This is a genomic window from Blautia sp. MSK18_10, from assembly GCF_020553185.1.
Classification (GTDB): Bacteria; Bacillota; Clostridia; order Lachnospirales; family Lachnospiraceae; genus Blautia_A; species Blautia_A wexlerae.
Genome location: NZ_JAJCGT010000029.1, coordinates 1 through 18,177, shown reverse-complemented (window position 1 = coordinate 18,177; position 18,177 = coordinate 1). Strand labels below are relative to the sequence as shown.

At 44.8% G+C, this 18,177-nt stretch carries 14 protein-coding genes and 1 pseudogene; 12 read left to right on the top strand and 3 right to left on the bottom strand.

Annotation, left to right across the window (positions count from 1 at the left end):
* Positions 1 to 127: 127 nt before the first annotated feature.
* The 4 genes from LI074_RS11860 (at position 128) to LI074_RS11845 (ending at position 5,221) form a co-directional block, all read left to right on the top strand.
* Positions 128 to 1,276, top strand: a complete 1,149-nt coding sequence (locus LI074_RS11860; RefSeq protein WP_118338620.1) for a hypothetical protein — start codon at positions 128 to 130, stop codon at positions 1,274 to 1,276.
* 161 nt (positions 1,277 to 1,437) lie between these two features.
* Positions 1,438 to 2,250, top strand: a complete 813-nt coding sequence (locus LI074_RS11855) for a class I SAM-dependent DNA methyltransferase (protein ID WP_055052582.1) — start codon at positions 1,438 to 1,440, stop codon at positions 2,248 to 2,250.
* Between the two features lie 117 nt (positions 2,251 to 2,367).
* Positions 2,368 to 3,246, top strand: coding sequence for an Hsp33 family molecular chaperone HslO (gene hslO / locus LI074_RS11850; RefSeq protein WP_008706643.1), 879 nt, complete (start codon positions 2,368 to 2,370; stop codon positions 3,244 to 3,246).
* A gap of 58 nt (positions 3,247 to 3,304) precedes the next feature.
* Positions 3,305 to 5,221 carry an NAD(+) synthase gene (locus LI074_RS11845; protein ID WP_173698222.1) on the top strand — a complete coding sequence of 639 codons (1,917 nt, stop codon included), beginning with the start codon at positions 3,305 to 3,307 and terminating at the stop codon, positions 5,219 to 5,221.
* A 61-nt stretch (positions 5,222 to 5,282) separates the two neighbouring features.
* Here LI074_RS11845 and LI074_RS11840 read toward each other — a convergent pair whose 3' ends face one another.
* Positions 5,283 to 5,720 (bottom strand): FMN-binding protein, encoded by a 438-nt coding sequence (locus LI074_RS11840; protein ID WP_008706640.1) that lies wholly within the window; start codon positions 5,718 to 5,720, stop codon positions 5,283 to 5,285.
* 103 nt (positions 5,721 to 5,823) lie between these two features.
* On the opposite strand from LI074_RS11840, the gene addB reads away from it, so the two are divergent.
* Both addB and addA read left to right on the top strand, forming a co-directional pair.
* Complete coding sequence (gene addB, locus LI074_RS11835) at positions 5,824 to 9,198, top strand: helicase-exonuclease AddAB subunit AddB (RefSeq protein WP_173698223.1); 3,375 nt, start codon at positions 5,824 to 5,826, stop codon at positions 9,196 to 9,198.
* Position 9,199: 1 nt separating this feature from the next.
* Positions 9,200 to 13,009, top strand: a complete 3,810-nt coding sequence (gene addA, locus LI074_RS11830; RefSeq protein ID WP_173698224.1) for a helicase-exonuclease AddAB subunit AddA — start codon at positions 9,200 to 9,202, stop codon at positions 13,007 to 13,009.
* A gap of 54 nt (positions 13,010 to 13,063) precedes the next feature.
* On the opposite strand, the gene LI074_RS11825 is transcribed toward addA, so the two are convergent.
* On the bottom strand, positions 13,064 to 14,467 hold the full coding sequence (locus LI074_RS11825) for an RsmF rRNA methyltransferase first C-terminal domain-containing protein (RefSeq protein WP_173698225.1): 1,404 nt from the start codon (positions 14,465 to 14,467) through the stop codon (positions 13,064 to 13,066).
* Between the two features lie 687 nt (positions 14,468 to 15,154).
* On the opposite strand from LI074_RS11825, the gene LI074_RS11820 reads away from it, so the two are divergent.
* The 5 genes from LI074_RS11820 to LI074_RS11800 all read left to right on the top strand — a co-directional run bounded on the left by LI074_RS11820 (position 15,155) and on the right by LI074_RS11800 (position 17,784).
* Positions 15,155 to 15,475 carry a PadR family transcriptional regulator gene (locus LI074_RS11820; RefSeq protein ID WP_020993548.1) on the top strand — a complete coding sequence of 107 codons (321 nt, stop codon included), beginning with the start codon at positions 15,155 to 15,157 and terminating at the stop codon, positions 15,473 to 15,475.
* The gene (locus LI074_RS11815) at positions 15,472 to 16,179 is read left to right on the top strand and encodes a DUF1700 domain-containing protein (protein WP_055057274.1); all 708 of its coding nucleotides are present in this window, start codon (positions 15,472 to 15,474) and stop codon (positions 16,177 to 16,179) included. Before LI074_RS11820 ends, LI074_RS11815 begins: the two co-directional genes overlap by 4 nt.
* Positions 16,176 to 17,129 (top strand): DUF4097 family beta strand repeat-containing protein, encoded by a 954-nt coding sequence (locus LI074_RS11810; protein ID WP_055057275.1) that lies wholly within the window; start codon positions 16,176 to 16,178, stop codon positions 17,127 to 17,129. Before LI074_RS11815 ends, LI074_RS11810 begins: the two co-directional genes overlap by 4 nt.
* Positions 17,130 to 17,260: 131 nt before the next feature.
* Entirely contained in the window at positions 17,261 to 17,446 is a 186-nt protein-coding gene (locus tag LI074_RS11805) for a PspC domain-containing protein (protein WP_008706626.1), read from the top strand.
* A 140-nt stretch (positions 17,447 to 17,586) separates the two neighbouring features.
* The gene (locus LI074_RS11800; protein ID WP_022380942.1) at positions 17,587 to 17,784 is read left to right on the top strand and encodes a small, acid-soluble spore protein, alpha/beta type; all 198 of its coding nucleotides are present in this window, start codon (positions 17,587 to 17,589) and stop codon (positions 17,782 to 17,784) included.
* Positions 17,785 to 17,828: 44 nt separating this feature from the next.
* On the opposite strand, the gene LI074_RS17920 is transcribed toward LI074_RS11800, so the two are convergent.
* Positions 17,829 to 17,975 carry a DUF6783 domain-containing protein gene (locus LI074_RS17920; protein WP_306441521.1) on the bottom strand — a complete coding sequence of 49 codons (147 nt, stop codon included), beginning with the start codon at positions 17,973 to 17,975 and terminating at the stop codon, positions 17,829 to 17,831.
* On the opposite strand from LI074_RS17920, the pseudogene LI074_RS17915 reads away from it, so the two are divergent.
* A pseudogene (locus tag LI074_RS17915) lies at positions 17,913 to 18,056 on the top strand (DUF6783 domain-containing protein); the annotation flags it as partial. The gene LI074_RS17920 and the pseudogene LI074_RS17915 sit on opposite strands and share 63 nt — an antisense overlap.
* Between the last annotated feature and the right edge of the window lie 121 nt (positions 18,057 to 18,177).

The following is an 18,177-nucleotide window of genomic DNA, read 5'->3' as shown; positions in this document are numbered from 1 at the left end:
CTTTTGACCCTGACATCATATTTTATAAAGTACGGAACAGTTATAATAATATCAGAGAGAGGTTTCCTCTCCTGACCTGATATCAAATATTACCTGAAGACTATATATCTATTCTAAGGAGGATATTATGAAAAATAAAAGAGTACTAATGTTATTGGCCTTAACAGCTGTATTATCTGTTTCCATGACTGCATGTAACTTTGGAGGCGGCAGTGACGAGGATTCAAGTGTGGTACAGGTAACTCCTACACCGGAGCCAACCAAAGCAGCGAAAGCAACTCCTACCCCTGCGCCGGCCAATGCCCAGAATACTACCTATACATCTAAGAATAAAGCAGTATCCATTAAACTTCCGGATGCGACATGGGCGAATAAATCAGATTCTGACGATATGTTAAGCTTCGAGTCACCGAAACAGGGCAAACTCCTGATCCTGCATGGTTCTGGTGAGGAGGATATGTCTGTGGCGATCATTCCAAGCTCACAGGATACAGCCTCTGCACTTGTAAAGGCAGATAATCTTGTAGAAGGTACAGATTTTGAGATCCAGGATTATAAATCAGAGGAAGTCAGCGGTGTAAATGTTTACAGCTATACAGTTCATTACCTCACTGATAAGAGTGACTATAAATATGTTGTAAATAAATATTTCACAGATAATACAACAGAATTTTACAGTGTTGCAGGTTCTGTAAAAGATGAGAAAGCACTGGCGGGAATCAAGACTTCTGTTGATTCATTCACTATTTCCGGTGATTCTGTACTGAAAGCAGCAGCAACAGGAAAAACTTCAGGAACTACAGCAGGTACAACTGCAGACGGCACTTCAGGAACTACAGGAACAGCGGCTGCAGGTACAGACGGAACAGCATCCGGCAGTTCATCAGATGGAAGTTCTTCAGCAGGCACAGACGGTTCTTACAGTGATACTTCATCGGGCGGTTCATCAGATTACAGTTCATCAGACTATACTTCTGATGGCAGCAGTGACGGATCTTATGATTATGACGATGGTTCTTCCAATGGATATTATGCAGACGGAACACCTGTAGGAACAGATGATCCGGACTATGATACAGATCAGACAAGAACTATTTACAGAAACTCCGACGGATATCCGCTTGTAATTTATCCGAACGGTGACGGTACATGGTGTGATGATGACGGAAATACCTATGATTTTGCTAATGGTGAGGACGTTTATGATGAGAACGGCGTTGACTATTACTATCATGGAGAACCGGCGTATGTCCGCTATATGCCTAAGAATCAGTAACAGAAAAGTTGAAAAGGACGGCTGCTGTAAAAACAGTCGTCCTTTTTTGCGCTGACAGAGAACAACCTGTTATTTACATAAGAATGGATATTGTGGTAGAATAGCAGAGAAAATATGTGTTGCTGTGAACAGTAAAACAGGTAGATAATGAGGGCTGATGAATGGAATCATATGGAAGATTTGCCGGTGTTTATGATGTTTTCATGGATAATGTAAACTATCGTGAATGGGCAGACTATATTATAGAAACACTGGCTCAGGACGGGATCAGGGATGGTCTGGTTCTGGAGTTGGGATGTGGAACAGGTACTGTGACAGAGATGCTTGCAGATGCCGGATATGATATGATCGGTATCGATAATTCTGAGGAGATGCTTGCAGAGGCTATGGAGAAGCGGGCGGAATCCGGTCATGATATTCTGTATCTTTTGCAGGATATGCAGGATTTTGAGTTATATGGTACGGTTCGTGCGGTGATCAGTGTCTGTGACAGTATGAATTATCTGACGGACGAGGAAGATCTGGAGTATCTTTTTGCACTGGTAAATAATTATCTGGATCCGGGCGGACTGTTCATTTTTGATATGAATACGATCCATAAATACCGGGATGTGATCGGTGATACGACTATTGCTGAGGATAGAGAGGACGGAAGTTTTATCTGGGAGAACAGTTATGACAGGGAAAATGCCCTGAATGTATATGAACTGGCACTTTTTCTTCCGAGAGAAGACGGATTGTATGAGAAGTGTGAGGAGGAACATGTACAGAAAGCATATTCCATAGAAGCAATCAAGGCTATGATTGTGAAAGCAGGAATGGAACTGGTGGCAGTCTGTGATGCATATACTCATAATCCGGGTGATGAGAACTGTGAACGTCTGACTTTTGTTGCAAGAGAGCATGGAAAAAGTGCACAGAACGGATATCATGGAAGGATTCCGGAGAAACCTGAGACACATCGCGCGGATTGATGCGATTATAGCAGGCCTCTTAATTAATGCATTGTTTACGGGGATTGCTATTGATTTGATGTTAAGCCATGGACAAAATGAAAATAATATGAAAGAAATAACAGGAGTAATAAACGAATGAACGATTATATTATCAGAGCAATTGCAGCGAATGATCAGATTCGGGCATTTGCGGCAGTTACTACAGAAACAGTAGAAACAGCGAGACAGGATCACAATACAAGCCCGGTAGCCACAGCAGCACTGGGACGTCTTCTTACAGCAGGTGCCATGATGGGTACCATGATGAAGGGGGATAAGGATATCCTTACACTTCAGATTAAGGCAGGAGGTCCTCTGGAAGGAATTACTGTGACTGCAGATTCCAAAGGTCGTGTAAAGGGATATGTGGGAAATCCTGATGTATGTATCCCGGCGAACAGCAAGGGAAAACTGGATGTTGCAGGTGCTGTCGGTGTAGGATTTATGAACGTGATTAAGGATATGGGACTGAAAGAGCCTTATGTTGGACAGGTTGCGCTTCAGACCAGCGAGATCGCAGAAGATCTTACCTATTATTTTGCTACAAGTGAACAGGTACCGTCAGCAGTTGGTCTTGGAGTTCTTATGAATAAAGACAATACAGTACGTCAGGCTGGCGGATTTATCGTGCAGCTGATGCCGTTTGCGGAAGAGAGTACAATTGCGAAGCTTGAGGAAAATGTGCAGAAAATCACATCTGTCACAAATCTTCTGGAAGAGGGGCATACTCCTGAGAGTCTGCTTGAGAAAGTCCTGGAGGGCTTTGACATGGAGATCAATGAGAAAGTTCCTACGGAATTTTACTGTAACTGCAGCAGAGAAAGAGTGGAGAAAGCCCTGATCAGCATCGGAAGAAAAGAACTCAATGAAATGATCCAGGAAGGTAAGTCCATTGAGATGAACTGCCATTTCTGTAATAAGAATTATGAATTTACAGTGGAAGAACTGAAAGAAATCCTGCGTAAATGTAAATAAGAGACGCCAATGTACTGACAGATAGATCTGCCGGAGCACAGGGAAGAAGAGGTAGAAAATGAAAAACGGTTATATCAAAACAGCAGCCGCAACACCTTATATCACAGTTGCAGACTGCAATGCCAATGGAAATGAGATTATCAGACTGATCCATGAGATGGAGAAAGAACATGTGAAGGTTATGACTTTTCCGGAGCTTTGTATCACAGGCTATACCTGTCAGGATCTTTTCCTGCAGAGACGTCTTCTCGACAGCGCCTGGGAAACTTTGCTGAAGATCACAAAGGAAACTGCTGATGTGGATGCCCTTGTTTTTGTAGGTGTGCCTTTCAGAAATCATGGAAAATTATATAATGTGGCAGCAGTTTTAAACAGAGGCGAGATCATTGGGCTGGTTCCGAAAACTTATCTTCCAAACTATGGAGAATTTTATGAGCAGCGCCATTTTGCATCAGGTCTTGGCTGTCTGGAATATGTGGATATTGAGGGAAAGAGAGTTCCTTTCGGAACAGATATTCTTTTTATCTGTGAGGAGGAGCCGGAGCTTGTGGCAGCAGCAGAGATCTGTGAGGATTTATGGGTGACACTGCCGCCAAGCGTTCTCCATGCACAGGCAGGAGCGAATCTGATCGTGAATCTGTCAGCCAGCAATGAGATGGTCGGAAAGGACAGCTACCGCAGAAATCTTGTTTCCGGACAGTCTGCACGTCTGGTGTGCGGATATGTATATGCAAATGCAGGAGAAGGTGAGTCTACACAGGATCTGGTCTTTGGCGGTCAGAATATGATCGCAGAGAATGGAGTGATCCTTGCGGAAGGAAAACGTTTCCACAATGGTATTGTATGCAGTGAGATTGATGTGCAGAGGCTGAACGATGAGAGAAGAAGACTGACTACTTATCAGCCGGCTGACGACAGTGATCATATTAAAGTGTGCTTCCATCTGAATGTGGAAGAGACAAAACTGACCAGAAAATATTCGCAGTATCCTTTTGTACCTTCACGAAAAGAAGAAAGGGATATGCGTTGTGATGAAATCCTGAATATCCAGGCAATGGGACTTAAGAAACGTATGGATCATATCCATTGCCATAAGGCAACAGTGGGACTTTCCGGAGGTCTGGATTCCACACTGGCACTGCTTGTGATCGCAAGAGCCTTTGACCTTTCCGGTGCGGACAGAAAGGATATCCACTGTATTACCATGCCATGCTTTGGAACCACAGACAGAACTTATCAGAATGCCTGCAAATTAAGTCAGTGTCTGGGTGCGGCTTTAAGTGAGATCAATATCAAAGAAGCAGTAAATGTACATTTCCGGGATATTGCTCATGATCCGTCTGTGCATGATGTGACTTATGAGAACAGCCAGGCAAGAGAGAGAACGCAGATCCTGATGGACAGTGCAAATCAGGATGGCTCGATTCTGGTGGGAACAGGAGATCTGTCTGAGCTGGCTCTGGGATGGGCAACCTACAATGGTGACCATATGTCCATGTACGGCGTGAATGCTTCAGTGCCGAAAACTCTGGTGCGTCATCTTGTACGTTATTATGCGGATACCTGCAAAGATGAGAAGCTGACAGAGGTTCTTCTTGATATTCTGGATACACCGGTAAGTCCGGAGCTTCTGCCGCCTAAGGATGGCAAGATCGCACAGAAGACAGAAGATCTGGTGGGACCTTATGAACTTCACGATTTCTATCTGTACTATATGCTTCGTGCAGGATTTGAACCGGAGAAAATTTACAGGCTGGCATGTGAGACTTTTGAAGGAATGTATGATAAGGAGACAATCTTCAAATGGCTGAAAACCTTCTATTGGAGATTTTTTGCACAGCAGTTTAAACGTTCCTGCCTTCCGGATGGCCCGAAGGTGGGAAGCGTTGCGGTTTCACCGAGAGGTGATCTGAGAATGCCAAGTGATGCAAGTGCAGGAGTATGGTTGGAGCAGCTTGAAAATATGGATATTTAGAATCGCATAGCGGAGTGGATGATTTTATCCGCGTGATTTTGCATGGCGAAGCGGAGAACGATCAGTTGTTCTCCGCTTTTTTCAGTGCTGTTTCAATTGCATTCAAAAGAATCATGGAGGTATATTTCTGATCTTCGGAATATTGGATATTTTCCAGCGACTGGGAGGTATAGATCTGGCTGGCCAGTGATTCCAGAGCCGGTTCCATGAGAGGAAACATGGCTGCGGTGCTTTCGCTTAAATTTACCAGACGGATGGAAGTTACCCTGTCAGAGTCAACGGTTACTTCCAGGTCAAAGGTGTTTTCATTCAGGTCGATGGAGGAAGTATAAATTCCCGGTTTGTACAGGCTTTTGGCATCGGCTGAGGCACTTTTTTTCTGACCGGGTCCAAACATGAAAAAAAGTACAATAGCCAGGATGACAGCAAGAAGGAGAAAGATGCCGGTGTATATAACTTCCTTCATATGTAGGACTATGATTTTTGTTTTTGCACTCATGGTACACGCCTCCTGGATGGTTTTGTATATTCTATTACAGAAGTGCTTAAATTATGATATACTGAAACAACGAATGTGAGTAACCGACAGTAAGGAGAGAAGAATGTCATTACAGTTTATTATCGGCAGTTCCGGTGCCGGAAAGTCTTATTTTGCATATGAGAGAGTAATCCGGGAGTCCATGGAACATCCGGAGAGAAATTACTATATTATTGTTCCGGAGCAGTTTACCATGCAGACACAGAAGACGCTGGTGGAAATGCATCCGGGAAAAGGAATCCTGAATATTGACATCCTGAGCTTTGAACGTCTTGCGTACCGTGTATTTGAAGAAACCGGCGGAGATAACAGAAAGGTTCTGGAAGATACGGGAAAAAGCATGGTGCTGCAGAAAATGGTGCAGCAGCACAGAAAGGAACTTGCCTATCTGGGAAGTCAGATGAATAAGCCGGGATATCTGGATGAGGTGAAGTCTCTGGTTTCAGAATTTATGCAGTATGATATCAGAGAAGAGAATCTGGCAGAAATGAAAGAGAAGGCCAAAGATCAGCCATTACTTGAAATGAAGCTTAAGGATGTGGGAATCCTTTATCAGTCATTCAGGGAATTCCTGAAGGGGTATTATATGACAGGGGAAGAGGTGATGGATGTCCTGCTTAAACAGCTTCCTTTTTCCGAGAAACTTAAGGGAGCGGAATTTCTCTTTGATGGATTTACCGGATTCACGCCAATTCAGGTCAATGTGCTCAGGGAACTTCTGGTCATTGCTGACCGCATAAGTGTTACTGTGACTATGGACGAACGGGAGGATGCTTTTTCTCCGGGAAAACCTTATCAGCTTTTCTTTATGAGCAAGCAGATGATACGGACACTTGCAGGGCTGACCAGAGATCTGGAGGATCCGGTGTATCTGAAACCATCCGGACAGTCCCGGTTTGCACAGGCACCTGCCTTACAGTTTCTGGAGAAAAATATCTTCCGCTACAGAAAGGGCGTGTATGCCGAAGAACAGCAGGAGATAAAAATATTTACTGTGCCATCCCCCCTGGAAGAAATGCGGGAGGCTGCCAGAAGGATGTCAGAACTTGTGCGTACCTGCGGATACCGCTATGGTGAGATTGCAGTGATCACAGGAAATCTGGAAGAATATGCAAGACTTGCAGCACAGGTATTTGAGGAGGCAGATATTCCATATTTTATTGACGAGAAGCACTCGGTAATGATGAATCCTTTTGTGGAGTATCTGCGCGCTGCCATGGAGATGGCGGTACAGGGATTTCCTTATGAGAGTGTTTTCCGTTATCTCAGATGCGGGATGTCAGAAGTTACCAGAGAACAGGCTGATAAGCTGGAGAATTACGTGCTGGCGCTGGGAATCCGGGGATATAAGAAATGGTCTGAAAAATGGGTTCGTGTATACAGAGGAATGGAAGCGGAGAAGATACAGGAACTGAATGAGATCAGAGAAATCTTTGCGGAAGAAGTAAGGGAACTTGCACAGGGATTTGGTTCCGGGAAGAAGACAGTGGAAGAGTACTGCCGGATTCTCTGTGAGTTTATCCAAAAAAGCAATGTCTGGCAGAAACTGAAACGACAGGAGCGAAAGTTTAAAGAGTCAGGCGATAAAGCAATGGAAAAAGAATATAACCAGATTTATGGAATTGTGATGGACCTGCTGGATAAGATGGTTGAGATTCTTGGCGAAGAAACGGTAAACAGACAGGAGTTCCGACAGCTTCTGGAATCAGGACTTTCTCAGGCAAAAGTAGCGCTGATTCCGCCGAGCATAGATCAGGTAATGGTGGGTGATATGGAACGATCCCGCTTAAAGGAGATTAAGGCGTTGTTCTTTGTTGGCGTGAATGAGGGAAATATCCCAAAGAGCACACAGACAGGCGGAATCTTATCAGAGCTTGACAGGGATTTCTTCCAGGAGCAGGGAGTGGAACTGGCACCGGGGCCTAAAGAACTGATGAATATGCAGAGGTTTTATCTGTATCTGAATATGACGAAACCGGGAGAAAAGCTGATCCTCTCCTATAGTGATACCAATGCAAAAGGAGAAGGCATAAGTCCGGCATATCTGATCGGGAGTATACGCAGTCTGTATCCGAAGCTGGAAATTGAGGGTGGAGCCGGGGTCAGACCCCATAAAAATTCTATAAACAATTATTGTTATCCGGAAAATCCGGAAGCTGGGATTGATCTGTTTCTGGAGAAGTTGGTACAGGAGACAGAGAAAGAACATGAGGATATTCTGGAGCAGGCAGATGAGACGGATGCAATGTTTGGAGAGCTTTATAGCTGGTATCTGCGGAATACGGAATACAGAAGCAGAGTACAGAAGCTGGTACAGTCGGCTTTTGCCGGAAAACCAGAGGACATTATCAGCCAGAGTGTGGCGAAGGCATTATACGGAGAGGTTTCACCTTACAGTGCTACCAGACTGGAACGTTTTGCAGCCTGTGCATTTGCACATTTCCTTCAGTATGGAATGAAGCTGACCGAGCGTGTGGAATATGAGTTTAAACCTATGGATATGGGAAATGTTATGCATGAAGCACTGGAAAGCTTTGCAGAAGAAGTGCGAAAAAGAGGCATGAAATGGACAGAGCTGACAGAACAGGAACGGAATGAGATTGCGGACCGGTGTCTGGATAATATTGTGGCAGATTATGGAAACACGGTGCTCAAAAGCAGTGCCAGAAATGAATATATGATCGAGAGAACAAGGAGAATCCTCAGAAGGACGGTATGGGCACTTCAGAAACAGTTGGAACAGGGAGAATTTCAGCCGGAAGGCTTTGAGGTAACCTTCGGGGGAGGACGGATTGACAGAGTAGATATTATGGAAGATCAGAATAAGGTGTATGTGAAGGTGATTGATTATAAAACCGGAAATACATCCTTTGACCTGGTTTATCTGTATCATGGCCTGCAGTTACAGCTGATGATCTATCTGGATGGTGCTCTGCGTGTAGAGCAGAAGAAATATCCGGATAAGGAGATTATTCCTGCGGGAGTTTTCTATTACAATATCAAGGATCCTATGATCCAGGAGAAGATAGATGCGGATGTGGAAGCAGTCAGTGCAGGTCTTATGAAAGAACTGAAGATGAATGGGCTGGTTCAGGCAGATCCGGAGCTTGTGTACAGGATGGACAGCAGTCTTGGCTCCATTCCTGTCGCATTTAATAAGGACGGAAGCTTTCGCAAAAATTCTTCTGTGGCAGACAGAACACAGTTCGCAGTGCTTGGACGGTATGTAAGGACGAAGATTGAGAAGATAAGAAGTTCTATTCTGGAGGGAGATGCAGAGGTTTCTCCCTATGAGCTCGGAAAAAAGAATGCGTGTACTTATTGTCCGTATATGACGGTATGCGGATTTGACCGCAGGCTGTCAGGATATGAATTCCGCAGACTGAAAAACTTCTCTGATGAGGAATTATGGAAAGCATTTGACAGGGAGGCAGAATAAGATGGGCGTACAGTGGACAAAGGAGCAGCAGGAGGTTATACGGCTGCGGGACAGAAATATTCTGGTCAGTGCGGCAGCCGGGTCCGGAAAAACGGCAGTACTGGTAGAACGTATCCTGAGTAAGATAACAGATAAAGAACACCCTGTGGATATTGATAGACTGCTGATCATGACATTTACAAGAGCTGCAGCAGGTGAAATGAAAGAGAGGATCTCGGCAGCTATTGAAAAAGCACTCTGTGAGGATCCCGATAATGAGCATCTGCAGAGACAGACAACTCTGCTTCATACTGCACAGATTACAACTATTGATGGTTTCTGTGCCTATATTATCCGGAATTACTTTCATCTGATCGGACTGGATCCGGGATATCGGACGGCAGATGAGGGGGAACTGAAGCTTCTGCGAGGAGATGTTGTGAAAGCACTGCTTGAAGAATATTATGCCAAAAAAGATGAAAAGTTTCAGAAATTCGTGGAATGCTTTGCAACAGGAAAGTCAGATGAAAATCTGGGAAACCTGATACAGAAATTATATGAAATGGCTATGAGCAATCCTTTTCCGCAGGAATGGCTGTCCGGGTGTATGGATGATTACAGGATTGATTCCCTGGAAGAGTTAAGAGAGACTGAGTGGATGAGGATGCTCTGGGATGCAGTGAAGGATGAACTGCAGGAAGCGAAGCTTCTGGTGCAGGAGGCTCGAAGAATCTGCTCAGAGCCGGATGGTCCGTATCTGTATGATGAGGCACTGAGCAGTGATCTGCTTCTTATAAGAAGTCTGCAGGAGCTGGCAGAGAAAAGAGATTATAATGGAACTGCAGAAATACTTATGAAACCCTCATTTGCCCGGCTGAGCACAAAGAAGGCTGCGGATGTAGATGAACAGAAGAAGCAGAGAGTGAAAGATCTTCGGGATGAGGAAAAGGGGATTCTGAAGGAACTGGGGCAGCGATATTTCCAGAGTGCAGAGAAAGAACTTCTGGAAGTGATCAGATATATCAGAGGCCCAATAGAGATGTTAGTTGAGTTGACGGCACGATTTAAAAAACAGTTCGGAGAGGCGAAGAGAGAAAAGAATATTCTGGATTTTACGGATATGGAACATTATGCCCTGCAGATACTGATGACGAAAGAAGGGGAAGAAATCCATATGTCTCAGGCTGCGAGAGAGCTCTCCGCAAAGTATGATGAAGTCCTGGTGGATGAATATCAGGACAGTAACTTAGTGCAGGAACTTCTGACAACAGCAGTATCCGGGTGGATCAACCAGAAAAAAAATATCTTCATGGTAGGAGATGTAAAGCAGAGTATCTATCGTTTCCGTCTGGCAAGGCCGGAGCTTTTCATGGAAAAATATAAAAGTTATTCCACAGAAGAAGCACAGGAGCAGAGAATTGACCTGCACAAAAATTTCCGGAGCAGGGAACAGGTTCTGGAGAGTGTAAACTTTATTTTCCGACAGATCATGGGGGAAGACCTGGGAGGGATTACCTATGACAAAGATGCAGCCCTTTATCCCGGAGCTTCTTTTCCGGAAGGAGAGTCAGAGGAATTTGTAAAGACAGAGGTTCTTCTGGTCGAGAGAGACGGAGAAGAACTGTCTGATGTACAGGACTATGAAGACGCAGGTGCATCGGGAAACCGCAGGGAAATGGAAAATCAGACCGGGCAGGAACTGGAGGCGCTGGCCATTGCACAGAGAATTAAAGAAATTGTGGGAAAAGAACAGATCGTAGATAAAGAGAAGAAGGAATACCGGTCTGTGGAATACGGGGATATTGTAATCCTGCTGCGCACTGCCTATGGATGGGCAGAAACATTCAGGGAAGTGCTGGCATCTCAGGGGATTCCCGTATATTGTACATCAAGAACCGGATATTTCTCTGCAACCGAGATTGTGACTGTATTGAATTATCTGAAGGTGTGTGACAATCCGCTGCAGGATATTCCGCTTATGGGAGTGCTTCGTTCACCGATCGTCGGATGCACTTCACAGGAACTGGCAGAGCTTAGAATACAGTATCCTGATGGTCTGCTCTATGAGAGTGTTTCGGCATATGCAGGAGAAAATGAAATCCCCGAAAAAGAACTGGATCCGGATAAGCTGAAATCTGAATTGTTAAACAGTAATCTGCGAACAGATGAAAAGAACTCTCTGAATATTAAATTAAAAGGATTTCTGAGTCTCCTGGAAAAGGTAAGAAATATGGCTGCATATACGCCGGTCCACGAATTGATCCTTTATGTGCTGAAAGAAACCGGGTATGGAGATTATGCAAGGGCACTTCCGGGAGGGGAGCAGCGTTTTGCAAATCTTACCATGCTTGTGGAGAAAGCTATGGACTATGAGAAGACAAGCTACAGGGGGCTGTTTAACTTTGTTCGTTATATCGAACAGCTACAGGCATATCAGGTGGACTATGGAGAAGTCAATCTGACAGGAGCGGGCAATACCGCAGTGGAGATCATGACGATCCACAAGAGTAAGGGACTTGAATTTCCGGTAGTATTTGTGGCCGGTATGGGAAAACAGTTTAATTTTCAGGATATGAATGCAGGTCTTTTGCTTCATCCGGGACTGGGAATAGGGGCTGATGCTATCATACCGGAGAAACGGGTGATCGCATCTTCGCTGAATAAGCAGGTGATCAGAAGACAGCTTCTGAAGGAGAGTCTGGGAGAGGAATTGAGGGTACTTTATGTTGCCATGACAAGAGCAAAAGAGAAACTGATCCTTACAGGAACAGTCGGAAAGCTGGAAAAGCAGATGCTGTCGCTGTCGCGTTTTCTGGATGAGGAAGAAGAACTGCTCCCACTGGGAACCAGAATGAAAGCAAAGAATTACTGGGCTTTTGTACTGCCTGCACTGGTGCGGCATCGGGCCATGAGTGAACTTCTGTGGGAATATGGAATCCTCATGAAGAAACAGCCGGGGATTTACGATGATATCTCTGAGTTTGTGATAAAAAAGATCACTGTCCGTCAGATGACAGAAAAAGCAGTTCTCATCCAGGCAGGAAACCAGATGCAGGAGGAATATCTGAAGAACTGGGATGAAAATAAAGTGTATGATGAGGCTGTGAAGGAAGAGATAGAGAAGAGATTTTCCTTTGTATATCCGTATAAATATCTGGAAGATATTCCGGTTAAAGTCAGTGTTTCGGATCTGAAAAAGAGAAGCTGGCATGATGAAAGTGAACTGGAAGAGAATATCAGTGTGTCTGCCGAAGAGCAGGAGGAAGAACAGGAAGCGCCGGTTCCCACATTTATGGCAGAGAAGCAGGAAGAGTATAAGGGGGCTGCCAGAGGTACTGCTTACCACAGAGTAATGGAATGTCTGGATTATGCAGAAGCAGATACAGAGGAACAGCTTCGGGCTCAGTTAAAGAGACTTCTGGAGAGCCAGAAAATGACAGAGCAGGAAGCGGAATGTATCCGGATCCGGGATATCAGGAGGTTTGTGGAGTCCGGACTGGGGCAGAGAATGAAGAAGGCTGCCATGAAAAAACATCTTTACAGAGAACAGCCTTTTGTGATCCAGAGAAGTGCTTCTATGCTCGATGATGGTTGGAAGAACGAAACAGTGCTGGTGCAGGGAATTATCGATGCCTATTTTATGGAAGAGGAAGAGATTGTTCTTGTGGACTATAAAACGGATAGAGTGAAGAGAGGACAGGAACAGAAGCTGATCGATCTGTATCATGTGCAGCTTGAGGATTATGCCCGGGCATTGGAGCGGATGACAGGGAAAAGAGTGAAGGAAAAGATCATTTATTCGTTTACATTGCAGAAAGAGATATTGCTGTAAGCGGAATAAATATTATTATTGTGAATTCAAATATCCGGCAGGGATAAGCGCGTGTTATACGCGCCACCCTGCCGGATATTTGTTTTTCAGGATCTGGTTGACCAGTTTACCGAAGCCAATGGGATATCCATCTGCACAGAGGAGATGCCAGCCTTTTTTGTGAGCTGCTTCTTCGGGTTCGATATTTAAGGTTTCGCCCTTTAAATATCTGGTGATCCTTTCGTCAGAAGCGGAGAGAGAGATGACTGCTTCTGCTTCATTTTTGCGGATCGCCAGTGCAAGTGGCTGAGACGGCTCGAAGCGGTTTTTCTTCAGGTCACCGAGATAGAGACCGTTTCTTAAGAAGGTGATGCCGCGGAAGTTGTGGGCAACCGGGGGAAGATAGTAGGCTTTATCACCGCGGATTTCCACACGTTCCCAGTCAAATGGCTGGCCGCAGAGGGTTTTCAGACCGATTTCGTTCAGAAATTCCTCAATCAGTGGAAATGCGTTTTTGTCCGGTTTTGTGTGAGGACGGGAGCTTTCCTTGATGGCCTGTCCTTTTTTACGGAAGAGCGCAAGGAAGTGTCCCTCTCCATTCATTTTGTGTGGAAAAATCCGGATGCATTTGATAAGCTCAGGATTTCCGTTTCCCCATTCAGGAACTCCATGGGAGAAGCCTTCATAATCTTCCATTTCTGCCAGTTCCATGTCAGGACGGTTTTCCAGAAGATGGGAAACAGTTTGTTCGTCTTCTGCAGGCGCGAATGTGCAGGTAGAGTAAAGCATCAGTCCGCCGGGACGGAGCATATCGGCTGCCTGGAGGATAAGCTCTTTCTGGATTTCGGAAAGCTCCATGGATTTTTCGGGAGTCCAGTCTTTGGCAAGTGCTTCTTCCTTACGGAACATTCCTTCTCCGGAGCATGGAGCATCCAGGATGATCTTGTCGAAGAATTCGGGGAATGCTTTGGTTAACTTTGCAGGTGTTTCGTTTGCTACGAAGACATTTGGGATGCCGAAGAGTTCCAGGTTGCGAAGGAGGGCTCTGGCGCGGGAAGTGCTGATATCATTTGCTACCAGAAGTCCCTGTCCCTGAAGTGCTGCGCCTGCTGCAGTTGCCTTGCCGCCCGGGGCTGCGCAGAGGTCCAGGACTCTGTCACCCGGCTCGATGGGGATGCGGGAGGCGGGGGTCATGGCGCTGGGTTCCTGAAGGTAGTAGAGGCCGGCCTGGTAGTATGGGCATCTGGAAGGACGAATGTCTTCATCGTAGAAGTAGCCGTTTTTGATCCATGGGATCTGACGGGTTGGAAATGGAGACAGGTTTTCGAAGTCTTCGCAGGTGATCTTGGAGGTGTTTATGCGCAGGCCGTAGGTTCGGGGGGCATTGAAGCTGGAGAGGAAGGAGGGGTATTCGTTGCCGAGCATTTTCTCCATTCGGGTGAGGAATGCGGGGTGGAGGGGTGTTGTATTTTCGTTCATAATGGGTTGGTTTCCTTTGCTGTAGTTTTGGGTTGGTGGGGGGACGCGCAGGAAAATATATCTGTCTGAGTGCGGTTTCGGCATCTAAGATCTTCTAAGTCGGTAAAAATCTGCTAAAAGCATGGAGAAAAATGCAAAACTCGCTCCGCTGCAGGCTTCGCTCAGACAGGTTGCGATTTTTCTCCATAACGCAGATTTCTACCGGCTAAGAAGATCTAAGATGCCTGCAAATGCACTCAGACAGATATATTTTCCTGCGCTGTTTACTGAAAATAACTGTAGTATAACGTGAGGTTTATGGAATATTAAGTTTATGAAATACTATAGCAATGCCATAAAATAATGCAATCAAGACAGTTCAGCAGGACTTCACGCTATGATGGACTGGATTGTTTGCAGTAATTTATGAAATAAGAAATTGATATATAGCAATGCTTTTAAATGCATTATTTATGAGGATCGCTATAGTGAACCGGAAGACGTTAAGGAGGTATTTTCAGTAAAGGTATCAATATGATTATAAAGTATAAATGATTTTTGCTAAATAGTATTGACAAAATGATATTATACATCATATAATATCGTTAACAAAACAATATTAATGTTCTGTATAGTATATAGCCTCCGGCAGGATTGCAGAGATAATGATATTTATGCAGGGCATAATTGAAACAAGGGAGTGAGCATATGGTTTTTAATACGGGTGCTGCGCTTCTGGATGCGGTTGTTCTGGCGGTTGTTTCTAAGGAGAAGGAAGGGACTTACGGGTATAAGATCACGCAGGATGTGCGTGGAGTTCTGGATGTTTCGGAGTCTACTTTGTATCCGGTGCTCAGGAGGCTGCAGAAGGATGATTGTCTGGAGGTTTACGATATGGCGTATGCAGGACGTAACCGGCGTTATTATAAGCTGACGGACAGAGGTGCTGCGCAGCTGGAGTTTTATAAAGCTGAATGGAAAATTTATGCATCCAAGATAAGCGGGATGTTTGAGGGAGGAATAGGATGATGGACAGGGCGCAGTTTATGCAGGAGCTGGAGAAGCTGCTTGCTGATATTTCCGAGACAGAGAGGCAGGATGCCCTTGATTTTTATAATAGTTATTTCGATGATGCAGGAGCTGAGAATGAAGCTTCGGTGCTCAGGGAACTTGGAAGTCCAGAGAAGGTTGCAGCGATCATCAAGGCGGATCTGAAAGGTTCGGCAGGAGGCTATGAGTATGGAGAATATACGGAGCATGGCTATGAGGATGCCCGGACTAAAGAGAGAGGCCAGATGCCTGAGAGATATGAAGAAGAGTCGGGAACAGGGAAGCGTTTTTTCAGAAAGGGGAATCAGGCGGTGCTGATCCTTGCGGTGATCCTGCTGGTTTTTATTTCTCCTTTTGTTAAGGGGGCTGTTGGTGGGATTCTGACATTTGCAGTTGGAATCTTACTGCTTCCGTTCTGGCTGATCGTTGGATTGGGCATAGGTGCTATGGCTTTACTGGTTGGCGGAATTGCAGCTGTTGTGGCTGGAGCAGGGCTTTTGGCTGTAATGACCGGAACCGGGATCATGACCATAGGAATTGGATGTCTGATGATTGCTCTGGCAATCCTTATGATATTAGGACTGATCAGCATTGCAGTACGCATTGTGCCGAAATGGTTTCGGAAGATTACTGACTTTTTTAACAGGGTGCTTTACAGAAAGAGAAAGGAGGAGGTTAAATGAAGAAGTTTACAAAAGGAATGTTGATCGCAGCGGGGATTTTTGGTGCTGTGGGAATCGGGCTGACAGCTGCCGGTGGTGTTATGGGAGCCAGTATGTCGGAACTGACAGGGGTGAAAAGTCTGAAAAGGGTGCTTCTGGTGGCAGATGGGGATTATGATTATGATGACAGCGATGATTATGATGACGATGATGATTATGACGATTATGATTATGATGACAGCGATGATTATGACGACAGCGACGACTGTGACGACAGTGAGGATTATGCCCGCGCTGTTGATGAGAATGAGGAAGATGGCACTGTATATCAGTTGAAGTATCAGCCCACAAAGCTGGATATAGAGCTGAAGTACGATGAGCTGATTCTGGAAGAGGGCGACAGTTTCTGTGTCAGAGTTTATGATGACAGTGGGAAGAATGTGACAGTGAAGGAGAGTTCGGATACTCTTAAGGTCAGAAGCACGAAAAAACTGTCTAAAAACAGAAAGGTGTGTATCTCCTATCCGGAAGATGTTAAGCTTCAGGAGCTGGAGATTGAGATGGGTGCAGGTACTGTTTATCTGAACAGAGATGTTGAGACAGAGAAGCTGAGTGTGGAGATGGGAGCCGGGGAATTTGAAAGTAAGAATCCGGTGACTGCAAGGGAGGCAGATCTGGAAATCGGAACCGGAAGTATGACATTTGCAGATCTGAGCGCCAGGAAGACAGATGGAGAATGTGGTCTGGGTGAACTGGATCTGACACTGACCGGTATGCAGGAGGATTATAATTATGATCTGGAATGTGGAGTGGGAAATCTGGATGTAGGTTCTGATTCCTACAGTGGACTTGGACGGGAGAAAACCATTTCCAATAAAGGTGCAGACAGGAAACTGGATCTGGAGTGCGGTATGGGAAATATATCAGTAGATTTCTCCGGGAAAGAGCACAGAGATTTGCAGATATCCTGAAGAGCATGTACTCTGACGTGCAGAAATAAAAGTGGTATTTAACCGAATCAGGAAGTTATTCGGTGTAGAGTAAGTAGCGAAGCGGATGATTTTATCTGCTCGACTAATCTGGATTTAAGGAGGAAATGGACATGGGTGACAAACGTTTATACAAATCATCAGAAAACAGTATGCTTTGCGGTGTATGTGGAGGAATCGCAGAATATTTTGATATTGACCCTACGTTGGTGCGTCTGGCATGGGTGATCCTTACCTGCTTTGGCGGTGCGGGAATCTGGGCATATATCATTGCGGCAATTATTATTCCCAAAAGATAACAGAATCCAATCTGCAATAGACAGAAGTTTAACCGAATCAGGCAGGCAGCGAAGCGGATTGCGAATATCCGTTTGAATGAAATACAGTATAAAAATTAAGAAAACAGCCCATACTCCAAAGAAAAGGAGTGTGGGCTGTTTTGGATAAAGAGAAGGAAATAAAAGCTTATCTTGATGGAGAATTATTGCCGGAGGTCAGAATGAAGTATGAAATTGCAGAGGAAATGGGACTGCTGGACAGAGTATTGAGTGATGGATGGAAAAGTCTGTCTGCAAAAGAGACCGGAAGGATCGGAGGGTTGATGACGAAACGAAAAAAAGAGAAATTGAAAAAATAAATAATATGGAATAAGCTTGTTCTCCGGACGATGATGCTGTAAAATTAAGAACAGGTATTAGAACGTGTTTGAAAAATCATTCTCACAAGATGCACGCCCCATTTTGTGGTATATTTTGTCCGAATTCGGTTGTCGTAGTCCGCTATGACGCCCTTATTCGAACAAAATCTCCCACAAATTGTGACGCACATCTTGCAGAAAGCCTTTTTCAGACACGCTCTGGAGTAGCTAAGAAATATGGGATGGAATTAACAGTTAAATATAAATTATAAAATCATATAAGTATATGTTGAGTTTTATAAGATATTAGAGTGGGATATTATTGAAAGGAGTTGATACTTTGAGTAAATATTATTCTATACATGAATTTTCAAAAATTATAGGCGTATCTGC